General features: G+C 62.8%; 9 protein-coding genes. 5 read left to right on the top strand and 4 right to left on the bottom strand.

Annotation, left to right across the window (positions count from 1 at the left end):
- Positions 1 to 23: 23 nt before the first annotated feature.
- On the top strand, positions 24 to 1,070 hold the full coding sequence (locus sake_RS02200; RefSeq protein ID WP_165000933.1) for a polyprenyl synthetase family protein: 1,047 nt from the start codon (positions 24 to 26) through the stop codon (positions 1,068 to 1,070).
- Positions 1,067 to 2,296: a cytochrome P450 gene (locus sake_RS02205; RefSeq protein ID WP_129358739.1), complete on the top strand. Its 1,230-nt coding sequence runs from the start codon at positions 1,067 to 1,069 to the stop codon at positions 2,294 to 2,296. The genes sake_RS02200 and sake_RS02205 overlap by 4 nt, the downstream gene beginning before the upstream one ends.
- Here sake_RS02205 and sake_RS02210 read toward each other — a convergent pair.
- Positions 2,293 to 3,021, bottom strand: coding sequence for a VTT domain-containing protein (locus sake_RS02210; RefSeq protein ID WP_238147525.1), 729 nt, complete (start codon positions 3,019 to 3,021; stop codon positions 2,293 to 2,295). The two genes, sake_RS02205 and sake_RS02210, sit on opposite strands and share 4 nt — an antisense overlap.
- A 153-nt stretch (positions 3,022 to 3,174) precedes the next feature.
- Here sake_RS02210 and sake_RS02215 point away from each other — a divergent pair, with 153 nt between their 5' ends.
- Complete coding sequence (locus sake_RS02215) at positions 3,175 to 5,415, top strand: RecQ family ATP-dependent DNA helicase (RefSeq protein WP_178945363.1); 2,241 nt, start codon at positions 3,175 to 3,177, stop codon at positions 5,413 to 5,415.
- A gap of 69 nt (positions 5,416 to 5,484) precedes the next feature.
- Here sake_RS02215 and hrpB read toward each other — a convergent pair whose 3' ends face one another.
- The 3 genes from hrpB to sake_RS02230 all read right to left on the bottom strand — a co-directional run bounded on the left by hrpB (position 5,485) and on the right by sake_RS02230 (position 12,081).
- Positions 5,485 to 8,055, bottom strand: coding sequence for an ATP-dependent helicase HrpB (gene hrpB, locus sake_RS02220; protein ID WP_243155724.1), 2,571 nt, complete (start codon positions 8,053 to 8,055; stop codon positions 5,485 to 5,487).
- 44 nt (positions 8,056 to 8,099) lie between these two features.
- A complete protein-coding gene (locus tag sake_RS02225) occupies positions 8,100 to 9,038 on the bottom strand; it encodes an ornithine cyclodeaminase family protein (protein ID WP_129358745.1) in 939 nt (312 codons plus the stop codon).
- A 160-nt stretch (positions 9,039 to 9,198) separates the two neighbouring features.
- On the bottom strand, positions 9,199 to 12,081 hold the full coding sequence (locus sake_RS02230) for a choice-of-anchor M domain-containing protein (protein WP_178945365.1): 2,883 nt from the start codon (positions 12,079 to 12,081) through the stop codon (positions 9,199 to 9,201).
- A gap of 332 nt (positions 12,082 to 12,413) precedes the next feature.
- Between sake_RS02230 and sake_RS02235 the strand changes: the two genes are divergently transcribed.
- On the top strand, positions 12,414 to 13,448 hold the full coding sequence (locus tag sake_RS02235; protein WP_178945366.1) for a TIGR03773 family transporter-associated surface protein: 1,035 nt from the start codon (positions 12,414 to 12,416) through the stop codon (positions 13,446 to 13,448).
- Positions 13,445 to 15,025, top strand: a complete 1,581-nt coding sequence (locus sake_RS02240; RefSeq protein WP_238147527.1) for an anchored repeat ABC transporter, substrate-binding protein — start codon at positions 13,445 to 13,447, stop codon at positions 15,023 to 15,025. Before sake_RS02235 ends, sake_RS02240 begins: the two co-directional genes overlap by 4 nt.
- Position 15,026: the final 1 nt, after the last annotated feature.

Genomic DNA, 15,026 nt, shown 5'->3' on the forward strand with positions numbered 1-15,026 from the left:
AAAGGCAAAAAAGTGGGATCCCCGTGAACGACGGGGACCTCGAGGCCGTCGACCGGCGCCTCAAAGAAGTTCTCACGGCCGCCGCCCGGAAGGTGCCCTCGATGACGGGTCCCTTCAAGGACCTCTTTGACTGCATGGAAGCCATGGCGCTCAACGGCAAGAAAGTACGCCCCCTCCTGCTCCTCCGCGCATTCCACGACTTGGGCGGAGAGGATACTGGGGAAGCCGTGGAAGCCGCCTGCGCCTCGGAGCTTCTCCATCTCGCGCTTCTTGCGCACGACGACGTCATCGACGGGGACTTGTTCCGACGTGGGGCGCCGAATATCTATGGTCGATTCCACGCTGACGCCTCCGCACGGGGAAGCTCCGCTCAGGAAGCGGAAACCTGGGGCAAGGCCTCCGCGATCCTGGCCGGTGACATCCTTTTGTCTCTCGCTCAAGGCCTTCTCTCGCGCCTCGATGTGCCCGAAGAGCGGCGCTTGTTGACCTTGGATATGTACGACGAGGCCATTCTTCGCAGTGCCGGGGGAGAACACGCTGACGTGTGGCTCACCATGGCGGCTCGAACGCCGTCTACTTCCAGCATTCTCGGGATGATGAAGGACAAGACCGCGGTCTATTCCTTCGAACTGCCCCTTCGGGTCGGTGCGGTTCTCGCCGGGGCTGATCCGCGGCTCACCGAGTCGCTCGCACGAATCGGCGGGGACCTGGGGTCCATTTATCAGTTGCGGGACGATCTTCTGGGTGTTTTCGGCAACGAGTCGAGAACCGGCAAATCCGTGATGTCGGATCTGAGGGAAGGCAAGCAGACACTTCTGGTTGCTTTCGCTCGATCACATGAGGCGTGGAGCGCGGCCGAGCCGTATTTCGGCAATCCCGACCTGCGTCCCGAGGACGCGGAGACGATCCGTGAGGCTTTGCTGGCCTCCGGAGCCCGTGATCGCGTTGAGCAGTTGATCCACGACGCCGCGTGTTCTCTGGAGAAACGTATCGCCTCCTCCGGGGCTCCGAGCGCCCTCGTCGCGACCCTCACCGACATGACCAGGTACAGCGCCTCGAGGGTTTCATGACGTTTTCGGAACGTGATGCCTCCAGGGCGGACGAGAACCAGAGGTGGGCCAGGCCTGCAGACGAGCCGCGGTGCCCGGTACATGGGCTACGGCGCGAGAAATATCGCGTGGTGGTCGGGTCCTATGATGCGGCCCGTGGATTCCTGCGGGCCGGGCGCGCATCACTTCAAGCGGGCTTCACCGCCGAACGGATTCCGGATCGACTGTTTCGCAGACGTCCGCTCCTCATCTCGGACGGGGAACTGCACGACCAACAACGCCGCGAATTGGCACGATTCTTCGCCCCCGCGACGATCGACAAGCGCTACACCGCGGACATCGACGCAAAAGCTTCAGCTGCGATTGACGCGTTGGTGAGCCGCGGAACGTTCCGCCTTGATGACGTCAGCCTCCATTACTCGGTCGCCGTCGCGGCGGAGATCGTTGGCCTCACGGCTTCGTCAACACGCGGGCTCGCACGGAGGCTTGAATTGTTCTTCCGCCAACCGCCCGCGGACTATTCCCTCCCTGACCTGGGGCGGCGTCGTCGGGACTGGGCGCTGGCAGCGGTCCGGGGGCTGCGCGCGGTCGCCGCCCTGTACATCTGGGACGTTGCGCCGGCTATCTCACAGCACCGGCGCAATCCTCAGCCCGACGTGATGGGCCATCTCATGAGCTCCGGAGCCAGCCGCTTCGACATCCTGGTCGAGTCCATGACCTACGGGACCGCTGGAATGGTCACGACCCGCGAGTTCATGGTGATGGCCTGTTGGCATATGCTGCGCGACCCAGAACTGCGGGGCCGCTACGTTGCAGCCAACCGGCCGGAGCGAGAACGAATGCTGCGAGAGATCATTCGTCTCGAACCTGTTGTGGGCCATCTCTACCGCAGGGTTGTTTCCGAGGAAGAGGCGCCCGAGGGTTTTGCGAACGGTGACCTCGTGGACATCGACGTCCGAGCGGTCAACGTCGATCCGGAACTGGCCGGCGAATGCCCGTTCGCGATAGACCCCGACCGAGGCACGGGCGGGGCCAAGGCCGCCGGAATGAGTTTCGGAGCCGGTTCGCACAAATGCCCGGGTGAGAATTTGGCCATTCGGGAGACGGACGCTCTGCTGATCCGGCTCTTGGCCCTCGATCCCGAGATCGTGCAGGAGCCGGTGGTCGAATGGGACTCTGTGATTGCCGGCTATCGGCTCCGGGGTCTCGTCCTCAACGTCGGAGGCCGTGCGCGGGAAGAGGCCTAGGCCTCGGAATTGCCGTTGGTGTCGTTGCTCGATGAAGCCTCGCGACGCTGGGCTTTCTTACGTTCGCGCATGACCTCGATCGCGATGGGAATGACGGAAACGAGAACCAGGACGATGACGATCATGTCGACGTTGTCGCGGATCCACGTGACGTTTCCCAGCCAGACTCCCGCGAAAGTCAGCAAGAAGCACCAGAGCAACGCACCCGAGATATTCCACTTGGCGAAGTCGGCATAGCGATATTTGGCCATTCCCGCGGTCAAAGGAACGAAGGTGCGCACGATCGGCACGAATCGCGCCAAGACCAGGGCTTTGCCGCCGTAACGGTTGAAGAAGTTGTGCGCGCGATCCAGATTCTCGTAATTGAGAATTTTCCCGTGCTGGGAGAATATCTTGCGTCCGAAGTAGTGGCCGAGCATGTACCCGACCTGGTCGCCCAGGATCGCTGCGATGCTCACGCAGACCAACAGAATCCAGAGATTCAATCCGAGCTGCTCGTGAAGAAGGCCGGTTGTGAAAAGGAGAGAGTCGCCCGGCAAGAATGGGAAGAGCACCCCTGATTCGATGAAGATGATCAGACTCACGAGTCCCAGAACCCAGGGGCCCGCATTGGCCAGAACATCTTCGAGGTTGAACCCCAGAAGACCGAGACTCGGGGTCGGCAGTGCACTCAGCGCGTGGAGGTGCTGGGGCATCTGAATGCTGAGGTCCGCAATGGCTGACATGAAGCTACCTTGTATCGAATCGAGGGGAACGCAGGCTTCAGTCTACTGTAGGGAACCTGTGTGCCGACTGTGGGCCGGTTCGTGAAGCTCCTGGGGCGGGGGCTTGTCCACAGGCGCGTTCGGGAGGGTTCTCGGACCTGCCAGACTGGATGCATGACCGTTGCACCTTCCGCCTCAGAACTCTACGATCGCGCTCGGCAGCATCTTCGTGCCTTGACCGGAAACGAGGAAGCTAATTTCCACCCAGGTCAGTTCGAATCCATCCGCGCTCTCGTGCAGGATCGTGCACGAGCTCTCGTGGTTCAGCGCACCGGCTGGGGCAAATCTGCCGTTTACTTCATCTCGTCATTGCTCATGAGGGAACTCGGCGGGGGCCCGGCGCTCATCATCTCCCCCTTGCTCGCCTTGATGAGAGACCAAGTCTCGGCCGCCGAACGAGCCGGTGTGCGGGCGGCCGCAGTGAATTCGGCCAACGCCACCGAATGGAACGAGATCCGTGACCATATTCGAGCAGGCGAACTCGATGTCCTGCTGGTCAGTCCGGAGCGTTTGAATAACCCCCGGTTCCGTGACGAGTGGATGCCCACATTGATGAATACGTGCTCCCTTCTGGTGATCGACGAGGCACATTGCATCTCGGACTGGGGGCACGATTTCCGCCCCGATTACCGGAGAATCAAGGATGTGATCGGCGGCTTGCCTCAGTCGGTGCCGGTCTTGGCGACCACGGCCACGGCCAATGAGCGAGTGGTAACGGATGTACAGGAGCAGTTGGATGTCAACGCCCAACGGCCTCTCGGGTCCCGGGAAACCGAACATCCCCTAGGACCTGGGGAGAACGCAGTGACCACGCAGTCGCCGGCCGGATCAACCAAGCCAGCGGATGGCGTCTTCACTCTCAGGGGGCCGCTGTCCCGAGAAAGCCTGCGTCTGGGCGTGCTGACTCTGCCGGACAACGCATCGCGTATCGCCTGGCTGATCGAGCACTTGAAAGATTTGCCCGGCAGCGGAATCGTTTACGCACTGACCGTTTCCGCAGCAGAAGACACCGCCCGGATCCTGAGCGAGTCCGGTTACCACGTCAGGGCCTACACCGGACGTACGGATACGGTCGAGCGCGAAGCGGCCGAGGAAGAGCTCAAGGCCAATAAGGTCAAGGCCCTCGTCGCTACCAGTGCGCTGGGAATGGGCTTTGATAAACCGGATCTGGGGTTCGTGGTTCACCTCGGTGCGCCTTCATCCCCGGTCGCCTATTATCAGCAAGTTGGCCGCGCAGGTCGCGCGACGGACAGTGCGGACGTCCTCCTGCTGCCCGGGCGGGAGGACCCGGAGATCTGGAAGTACTTCGCCACCGCGTCCATGCCCACGCGGGAGAATGCGGAGGCCATTCTGGATGCCTTGGGAAAATCCTCGGGCGCCCTGTCCGTCGCGGCCCTGGAATCGGCGGTCAACGTCAAGCGGACCTCGTTGGAACTCTTGCTGAAAGTCCTCGCGGTAGAGGACGCCGTCGAGCGGACGCAGGGAGGGTGGACAGCAACGGGAAGGCCGTGGAGCTACGATGCTGAACGGTACGAGCGCATTGCCGAGGCTCGGCGCCGGGAACAAGACGCCATGCTGGACTACGAGGCCGGACGGATGTGCCGCATGCAGTTCCTGGCCGATCAGCTTGACGACCGGACCGCACGCCCTTGTGGACGATGCGATGTCTGCGCCAGTCCCTGGTACCCCGAGAATGTGGACGAAGAGGCATCCCGTCGAGCCAAGCACGGCCTGATCCGCGTGGGCGTTCCGGTCGAACCTCGGGCTCAGTGGCCCAGCGGGTTGCCCAAACTCGGAATCGATCACAAAGGCAAAATCCCCGAGGACGAGCGGTTTCACAGAGGGCGGGCCTTGGCGCGGCTCACCGACCTCGGTTGGGGCAACCGCCTGCGTGAGGTATTTGTGCGTGACGAAAGAGGAGCCCCGATCGACACCGAGGTTCCCGCAGATTTGGGCAAGGCATGCGTCGCGGTCTTGGCCGAGTGGGACTGGTCCGTCCGCCCAGCCGGAGTCGTCTCCATCCCGTCGACCACCAGACCCCGTCTGACCGGATCGCTGGCGCGTGGCCTGGCTGAGGCCGGCAGGCTTCCGTACCTGGGGGAGCTCGATCTCGCACCTGATGCCGCCACATCATCCGGACAAGGAGGCGGCAACAGCGCATTCTCCGTTGCGGCCATATGGGGCAGGTTCCACGTGGGGCCAGAACTTGCGGATCGGATCCGCGATCTGAATGGTCCGGTCCTCCTAGTCGATGACCTCATCGATTCCCGCTGGACTATGACCATCGCCGCTAGGGAGGTTCGCCGCGCGGGTGCGAGCGGAGTCCTACCGTTTGCCCTCGCATTGCAGGGGTGAGAGCCGAATCCGAGGGTCAGCGCGAGGACACACCATGAGAAGGCGCATTCAGCCGACCGGAGCGCGGAACTATCTTTTCCGCGAGGCGTTCTTGGTCTTCGCCGTGGCCGGTGCGTTCCACGGATCCTCCGGCCACGGGTGTTTGATGTATCTGCCACGGTTCTCCGCCCGGACTTGTGGATATACTCGTTCCCAAAAATTGGTGAGATCCTGGGTGACTGCCAGCGGCCGGCGTGCGGGGGAGAGCAAATGCAGCGTCACCGGTACGCGGCCGTCGCAGACCGAGGGACCGGTTGCCCATCCAAAACATTCTTGTAATTTCACGGCAAGGACGGGCGGGACGGTCTGCCCACGGTCATGCTCCTCCGGCTCGGGCCATTGGAGTCGCACGTGTGAGCCGCTGGGGACCAGAATGCGTTCCGGGACCAACTCGTCGAAGTGCGCGGCCTCCGGCCACGGCATCAAACCCCGCAGGGCAGAAGCCACATCGATGTTGTGGGGCGATCCGCCGGAAGCGATGACGTCGAGTCGGTTTCCCAGCCACTCTTCGGCCCGGTGCGAGAGCATCTCGAGCCTGACATCCGGCCACGGCGCACCGAAGACTGCATGCAGAAGGCCCATCCGGGCCCGAAGCGAATCGAAGGAATCTTTGGGCTTCAGAACTTCCCGCAGCCCATGCTTGGCCAATGCGTTTGCGACCGCCGCGCGTCCGGCTTCTTGTGATGGTTTGCACGACGTCGAGGACAACTCGATGGACCCGAGCGCTTTGACCCGACGAGAGGTGACCTTGTGAGCGCCCCCGGTGGGATCAAAGACCGCTATTTCACCCTCTTGGAGGAGCTCAGCGCCCGCCAGCTGGGCAGCGTCGAAGTCCAGAACGGAAGCGGCCCTGATGAGCGGGTGCCCGTTGGCCAGTCCGACCTCCGCGACCGCGAGCCATTCCTGTCCCCTGAGAGACGAACCATGAGGAAGTGACGCTCCCGTTCCCGAGGCCATGAGATAGTCGTCGCTTCCCGCCGCTCTCAGGCGAGCGATCCGGTCCGGGAAGGCCAGCGCCGTGACCAAAGCGGCGTCGGATTCGGTCGCTGGAGTCGAATCTGGTGCGGTTGCAACCTCGTTCTCGAGGCGCCGCACCTCGTGCCGCCATGTCGCGTCCCCTTCACGTCTCAGAGCGCAGATGAGACGCCAAATGTCGGAGCCCGGTGCGCGATGATCCGATCCTAGGGCAGCCACGATTTCTGCGGCGGAGCGCGAACCGACCAACGGCGCACCGTCGAACAGTGCGCGCGCCAACCGTGGGTCCGCGGGCACGCTCGCGAGTTTGCGGCCCAGTTCGGTCGCGCGCTCGCCGTCGTCGATGGCGCCGAGAGCGTGCAGGACCTCACGCGCGTTCGTATGGGCGCGTTCCGGAAGCGGATCCGGCAGCCTGAGCCCGGCTCCGCCCGGGGCACCCCAGCACGCGAGGTCGAGCGTCGCGGCGGTCAGATCGCTCGTGACAATCTCGGGTGGCGTCGTTGCAGGTCGTGCCGCGAAATCTGCGGAGCTCAGGCACCGCACGACGACGCCCGGGCCCTCGCGGGCGGCACGGCCCGCACGCTGGGCCATCGCCGCTTTCGAGGCACCGACGGTCACCAGGCCGCTCATTCCGCGCATAGCGTCGAGTCGTTGCTGCCGGTCCAGCCCGGCGTCGACGACGAGCCGGACTCCGGGAACCGTCACGGCGGATTCGGCGACATTTGTGGACAGCACAATGCGTTGCGGCCCACCCAATGAACCTTTCAAGATGCGGTCCTGCTCACGAGGAAGAGTCCTGCCCATGAGCGTCAGCACCTCGGCGTCACGGCCCAAACGATTCCTGAGGTCCCCGGCCACGCGGTCGATCTCTCGGGCACCCGGCAAGAAAACCAGAACGTCACAGTTGACGTCGATCCGATGACGTTCGACCGTCGCGGCCACGTGTCGCAGAAAATCGGGTGTCACGCCGCGTGCGTCGAAGGTCGTTGCAGGGGGAGGCGCCCATAACTCAGTGAGCGGGAATGCGGTGCTCGCCACGGACGCGATCGGAACGGGGGCGCCGTCATCGCCCAAAAGCTTGGCCCACTGTGCGGCGTCCAGCGTTGCGGACATCGCGATCAGCGAGAGATCGTCACGGAGCTCAGCCAGTTGTCTGAGCATGCCGAAGGCCAAATCGGAGTCGAGATGACGCTCGTGGACCTCGTCGAGGATCACACAGGAGACATTGGCCAATGCGGGATCGTGGATGAGTCGTCTGAGGAGCACGCCCGTCGTCACGAATTCCACGCGTGTTGAGGTGGAGACTTTGCGTTCGCCTCGGACCGTGTAACCAACGTGTTCGCCGATGCTGCTCTTCGACAGCTGCGCCAGGCGATGAGCGGCGGAACGGGCTGCTATGCGCCGCGGCTGGGTCACCACGACTCGTTCTGGGACCTCGCCACGGACGGCCTGCTCGTGGATCCAATTGGCCATGTACGGCGGAACCAGAGTCGTCTTGCCCGTACCCGGTGGCGCTTCGACCACGGCCCGGATTGTTCCTCGGGCGTTGCTCGAGGTGCCCAGCGAGGGCAAGAGCCCCGCGGCAGGCAGGGTGGCGCTCATGGTTTCGAGGTCGAAGATGCTCACCGAGTCAGTGTGCCTCTCGGATACCGCGACACAAAACGGTGAACCTAGCCCGGGAGATTCTCGAACAGGGCCTTCGCGGTGACGAGGTCCTGCCATCCCATTCCGACGGTCTTGAACAACGCGGGTCGAGACGGATCGCGTTTCCCGTCGAGTACGAGCGAGGAAAGGTCGTGCAGATCTCCACGGCGGATGAGGTGCCGTTCGATCGCGATGACGGCGTCCCCCGCTTCCCGCAACGCCGTTTCCACGTCCTCGACGTAGAATGCAGCGCGTCGGGCCAGAGCATCGTCTGTCTCTCGCGCATCCGGTGTGTGCGAGCCCATTGCGACGACGACTGCGCCATCCTGCACGGTTTCACCATCGAAAAGCGGTTCTTTGGCGCTCGTGCAACAAGCGATAATGTCGGCCTGGGCGACATCCTCCGCGGTGCCCGCCTTGGCATTGAAGCCCTCAGCTATCAGCGTTTCCACGAGGCGCCCCGTCTTGTTGGCGCTCCTTCCGACGACCTTGACGCTGGAGATTTCCCGAACCGCCGCGGCCGCCCGAACGTGATATTCGGCCTGAGGTCCCGTCCCGAACACCACGAGCCGGCTTGCACCGGGAGCGGCCAACATTTCGATGCCCAGCGCCGAGACGGCAGGGGTGCGAATTGCGGTCAATGCCACGCCGTCGATCACGGCCAGCGGGGTCAGAGACTCCGAATCGAAGAGCATGTAATTGCCCTGAATCAGAGGAATTCCATTACTGGGGTTCTCCGGTCCTACAGTCAGGATCTTGATGCCGGCGTAGTCGCCGAACTCACCGGGCATCATCAAGAATTCGCCGTGGAGTAGCTTCGCCGAAGTGCGGGGGTGCGCCTGTGCCGGATCATAACCCTGGAGAAGCGCTTGCTTCAGGGCGTCCACCGCGGCTCTCATCGGCAGATGAGCCAACACTTGTTCGGCGTTGATGTTTCTGATGTCGGGCGATGCCAATTCGGACATTGATCCTCCACGGCTCGCTCTTGCCTGCGGGCCGACTAGCGCGTCTGTCTGCACACGTGAGTCTACCGATCTCTTGGAGATCGTGTGCCCTCAAAAAGGGATGGAGATTCCGCGGGCGATCGAAAAGGCCGGCCCCTCTGGCGAGGAGCCGGCCGAAGGATCAGGTCTCGGCATCCGTCCGAGCGTTCTGGCGTCGTCGGTACGCCGTCACTGCGACGAGTGTCGAGCCGAGCAGCAGGGTGCAGATCGTGACGGCTCGGGGGATATTGATCGATGTGCCTGTCTTGGCCAACGAACCTCCGGCCTGGGCCGAAGGGCCGTGTGGCGGCCTCGAGCCGAAGAGGTGCCCGTTGGCGATCCCCTGATCCTCCGATTCTCCGTGGCCCTCGGGAAGCGACGTGCCGGATTCGGAATCGAAGACGTGGCTGCTCCCAGCGTGCATCGCGGGATCCGACGTATTTGCCGTGGTTAGCGGAATTCCGGCGGCACGCCCAAGCGATGTCTGCGGCCCCGGACTGACCACGGAGCCGGAAACGCGAGTGCCGCTGCCGGAACCGCTGTTTCCTGAGCCCTCGCTGTCGGAGCCGCCATTGTGCATACCGTCACCGTTGGTCCCCAGATTGCTCTTACCGCCATCCCCGGAGGAAGCGCCCCCATGATGATCGGTGTGGCTACCGGAGTGGTCGGAATCGGGCTGACCCTCGGCGTCCTTCCCATGGGTATTGTCCGTTTTATGGTCATAACCAGATCCGGCCCCGGTACCGGTCCATCCGGTACCGCACTGATCATCCGTGGGATTCCCGACGACAACCCGCAGGTTCTGCGTATCCGAGCGGACTGACGTGCCGCCCCTGCTCTTCCCGGAGTAGGAGACATCAAAGGAATAGACACCCGGTTTGGTAAAGACCCAGTTTGCGTGGGCATGTGTTCCGTAGGTGATGTTGATGTCGGTCTTGTTCTTCGTGGAGTCGAGCATCACGTTGACCTTGCCTCCCAGATTTCCGTCCGAGAACATTCCGAAGTGTGCGTCCTTCGGCATCTGGGTGGGCTTGATGGTCAGGTTCACGCCGTTCTGGTCGAAGGTCGGAAAATCGATGCCTTGGGTGTTGTACCCGGGCCAGATGATTCCCGGGCTCTGCGTCTGGGACAGACCATAGAATTCCGAACCTTCGGGGCCGATGAAATCCAGTGCCGGGTCCTTCATCGCGCTGCCGTTCCTCTTGTGGCGGGCATGGTTCGAGACCATGAATTTGACGTCATTCAGGTTGCGTTCAACCGTGCCTTTGCTGTGTTGGCCCGTCTCGTCGCTCAGGGCAACCGAAAGCCCGTTGCTCGATCCTTTTCCGACGATGTCAACGTGTCCGTCGTCCAAGGCCAGACGTCGATCGAGGTCGGGATCCACGCATTTGTCGTCGTTCGAGGGCTCTTTCGGTTTGGGATCGCCCGGCCGGTCCGAAGGATAAGGTCCGGGTGCGACGGTTGGGGGCGCGGATGCCGAAGGCTCAGGTTGCGGGGAATCCGTGTCGGAGGACTGGTCGAGCGTCAGGGACCCGGTGATCGACTGCGGTTTGTCCTTGGTGACAGGGCCCTCGAGCAGCCGTGCATCGGCGAAGGCGTTCATATCCGGGTGGGGTGTGACGGTGCTTCGGAAAACGCTGGATTCTTCGATGAAATCGGTCTCGTAGAACGCGGTCCCGACGCCATCCGTGACCTGAGTTTCAAAGGTCGACGTCGGATGCTTAGAGTCGGCGTTGTCGTAGATCCCGCCGGTGACCACGCCGCGGAACTTCGGGTCCTTGAACCGGACCGTGACCTTGGTGTGCCCATATTCCTCGACCGGGGTCAACTCGATCGTGTAGTCGGTGCTCTCGGGGGTGTGGCGTTTGGTCGGCGATGCGGTATTTGCCGGGTCAGGGTGCTTGTCGGGCCAGTCACCGTGGCCCTGATCGGAAGAGACGTGGGCCTGCTTGCCGGGGGCGTACTTCAATTCGGGGCTGATCCAGCGCGGCGCGGAACCGTCTTTGGGAACGAAGATGCCCTGGAGGGACGAATCCTCGAAACCCATGAGCTCATCCCAGGATGCCTTGCCGTTCTCCACAGGCAGGTCGGTCAGGAAGTAGCCCTGATTGTAAAGTGTCAGGGTGCCCTCGACCGGTTTTCCGGCCTCGAAGGATATTGTGCTGAGTTTCTCGTCGCCGTCATTCTTCTCGCCCGCGTGGGGAGAAACGGCCAATCGATAATTTGCGGTGTCCAGCCCCGCGTCCGAGGCTTTGTCGAAACTCTCCTTGAGAGGAGCGGTGGCACCCTCCAACGGTTTCCGCCCGCCGACCTGGACCACCATGGTGGTCGGCTTGGACTGGATGGTACTTCCGTCCGTACCACGGGCCACGGTCCGGTAGGTCAGCTCGTAGCGACCCGGTCTGGAGTAGAGGGTTTCGTTGTGAGTGTGTCTGCCGGGCACGAGGCGTTGGAAGTGCCACCCTTCGTCGGATGAGCTCAGCAAACGGACGACGTCCTGAGGGTAATTGTCGGCCGTGTACTTGAGCATTTCGACGCGGCCCGGCCCATCGACCGAGAGTAGATCGAGGAAGAACGATTTGTCGCGGAATTTCTCCACTGGGATGTCGGTGTCCGCACCGAAGCCCATCCAAATGGGGTCGTGGTTGTTGATCGGCAGACCGGGCGCCATGTACCAGGTCTTGCCGGCCCCTTTCAGGAAGTCGAGGTTCGGGCTGTCCGTAACCGTGAACTGGTATTGATTCTTTCCGGAGCGGTTCCAGCCTTTGCCAACCCATGCGACGGTCGATTCCAACGGCAGTTCCTGTCCCCTGTACTCGTTGAAGAGCGTGAAATGACCGTTCTTCCAGTACGTCTTGGGGGCATCCACGTGCGCCCTGGTGGTGACGGTGCGTCCGTCGTCGGGACCCGCCCACGCGGGCGTCGATCCGAGCGCCAGGGCGAGGACTGCGAAACAGGCCGTGACCCATTGTGTTCCTCGACGCCATGGTTTTGCAGTGCGAGACGTTCGAGTCGATTCTTTCATTGATGAGGGCGGAGGAGTCGATCGTGGACCCGAGAAGCGGCTCCTGACTGTGGGCATTGGCGTCCTTTCTCAGAAGGTGGGTGACTGCGATGAAATGGCGGAAGATCGCGCCCGGTCGCTTGTTCTCCGCGGCGAACCCGATGTGGCGCAAGGGGAGTGGCACGACCATAACTCAAGATGCGAATGATTTTTATTAATTATGTACTATAAAGTAGCCAACATTTCGACTTGCTGTTCTCTGCCGCGGTGTCGCCCGTCGCATGGAAAGGACCTCGATGAATCGCACATCTTCAGTACATGACAGTCACCAAAACCGGCGTTGGGGACGTCGCATGGCGGCCACCTCACTGACTTCGCTCGCGCTCGCGGCAGGCCTCGTCTCGCAACCGCTGGCCGTGCAATCGGCCATCGCCGCGGACCGCCCCGAGGTCTGCTCGTCGAACCAGGCTCCGGAAGTCGAAGTCGTCCATGAAGGCCACTTCGATTTCGGGGCCCGGCTGATGGACGGGACTCTCAAAAGCGCGGTCAAAGATGACCGGAGCCATCCGGCACAGTGGAAGACCGGCCAAAACCTGGTATTCGCTCTAGGAGATGCCGCGAAGAAAAAGATGCCGGCGGGTATGGAGGACATTGCACAACAAGGCTCGGAGGTCTACCTCATCGGAGCCAGCCAGGAAGCGAACGTGCCCTGGTTGGGATGGAACACTCAGGACGCGGCACTGGTCGATCAAGGGGCCGAGGACGTGACGATGTCGCTGGATTCGGTCGATGGTCCAGGGGATCTGAGCGTCTTCTTGACCGGGAACTTCGGCAACGGTGCAACGCCGGTGTTCTCGACCAAGGGGCAGAACGCGTACAAGGTCCCCCTCAATACCCACCAGCACGGCAACTGGGTCTTCACAAAGCCGGGGGCCTACACCGCGACCGTGACCTTCACCGCGAAGCTCAAGAACGGTGAGCAGAAGACTTCCACAAGCAAACTGCGTTTCGCGGTCGGCGAGGCTGCCGTCACCGACGCGTACAAGAATCCCGGTGCCGGTGCTTACCCCGACGAGTGCTGGACCGGTGACGACAAAGTCAGCGGCAACAAAGCTGCGGGCCATGATCCCGGCAACCACCAGCAGGGTACCGGTGGAACGGACAGCAGCCCGTCGGAGGGCGGAGCCGGAACCACCGGTACCTCCGGGACGAACGCCGCCAGCGCCTCCACCAACGGTGCGCAGCAAGCCGCCTCCGGCACGGGACAACTTGCCGAAACAGGGCCGGTTGAAGACGCCATGCTCGTCAACGCGCTCTACGGCGTGACGCTGCTACTCAGCGGCGGTCTCATCGTGTGGGGGCTGCGCGGCGGGCGTCGGCGGGCGTGACCGGTCGCATTCGCGCAGTCGTGGCGGTTCTGATCCTGGTGACGGGCGGGGTGCTGAGCGGATGTTCGGTGGTTCCGAATGCGGCCGGAACCTCGCCCGCGGGTAACGAGCCTTTGCGTGTGGTCGCGACGACACCCATTCTGGCCGACCTGGCCCAGAGGATCGGCGGAAGCGAGGCCCGTGCGACATCGCTGGTTCCGGCGGGAGCGGACCCCCACTCCTACGAACCCGGTTTGAGGGACATCCGTGACATTGCGTACGCGGATCTGGCCCTCACCAACGGGATGTTGCTCGAACAACAGAAATTGCGTAGCACGGTGCAATCGAACCTCTCGGACGGCTCGAAAGGAGCCATCCCCGTCGCCGAGAGGATCGAGAAGTACGGGGGGAGTCTGCGTCCGATGACGGAGGACCTCTCCCTGGACACAGTGTGGCTGGGGCTCAGATCAGAAGGCGGGCGGCAGGATTCTGCCGGAAGAAGCGACGAGTCTTGCGTGACGTTCCGAACCGACCGCATCAAGGGCGGCGGACATACGGCTGCGTTCGTTTCGGGGACGTTCGGTCGTGTCACGAAGGTCGCTGACTCGGAGGCCGACGGAGCCCGCCGGCGTTCCGACGGTAACATCACCGGCGACTTGGGATCGATCGACTTGCCTCCGGATGCTCACACCCACCTGTCCTGGGGCTTCACCGAATCCGGTCTGCACGAGGTCGAAATCCGTGCCCAGGCCCCTGGCGTTGATGTTCCTCCGTCCACCGTGTATTTCGCGGTGGGCACGGACGCGCATGAAGCCGCCGAGAGTATCGGGCCGCATGCCCATATACTCGACGGCGGCCATGTGGACGTCACCGTGGATCTCACCAAGAGCCGCATGGTGCTCCGTGCGGAGACCGACCACGGGGCCAAGGAATACGACCCGGCCGAAACCGTGATCGCCGTTCCGGCCAAGGCCTTGCAGGAGCTGCCCTCAGGCGCCCAGTACCGTTTTCTGGGTCGCCCGGGCGAGCAGGTCTATCTGCTGGCCCAGGCCGTCCTCGGCGAACACGTTCACGGTGAGATCGACCCTCACTTCTGGCATTCGGTGCCCAATACGAAGGCCGCCGCCGAGGTGATCCGGGACCAGATGATCGCCGCTGCCCCTTCGCGGGCCAGTCTCTTCGAGGCCAACACGCGCGACCTGTTGCGGAATCTTGATGGTTTGGACCGGGAACTCCGCACGATCTATGACGCGATCCCGAAGCAACGCCGCAGCCTGATCACGACCCACGACGGCTACGGCTACCTGGCCGATACCTACGGATTGAAAGTTGAAGGGTTTGTGGCACCGGCCCCCGGCACCGAACCCGGTTTGCAACAACGGCGGCGCTTGTCCCGCGCCATCACAGACCTGCACATTCCGGCTGTGTTCGTGGACAAGGGAACTATAGGCCGCGGAAATGTTCTGCAACAGGTTTCCCGTGAGCACGACGTCGAGGTCTGCGAGCTCTATTCGGACACTTTGGACAAGCAGGCGCCTCACTACGAAGACATGATGCGGGCCAACGCCACCACGATTTCCCGGTGCCTCGAACCCTGAG

It is taken from the genome of Kocuria sp. TGY1127_2, assembly GCF_013394385.1.
Classification (GTDB): Bacteria; Actinomycetota; Actinomycetes; order Actinomycetales; family Micrococcaceae; genus Rothia.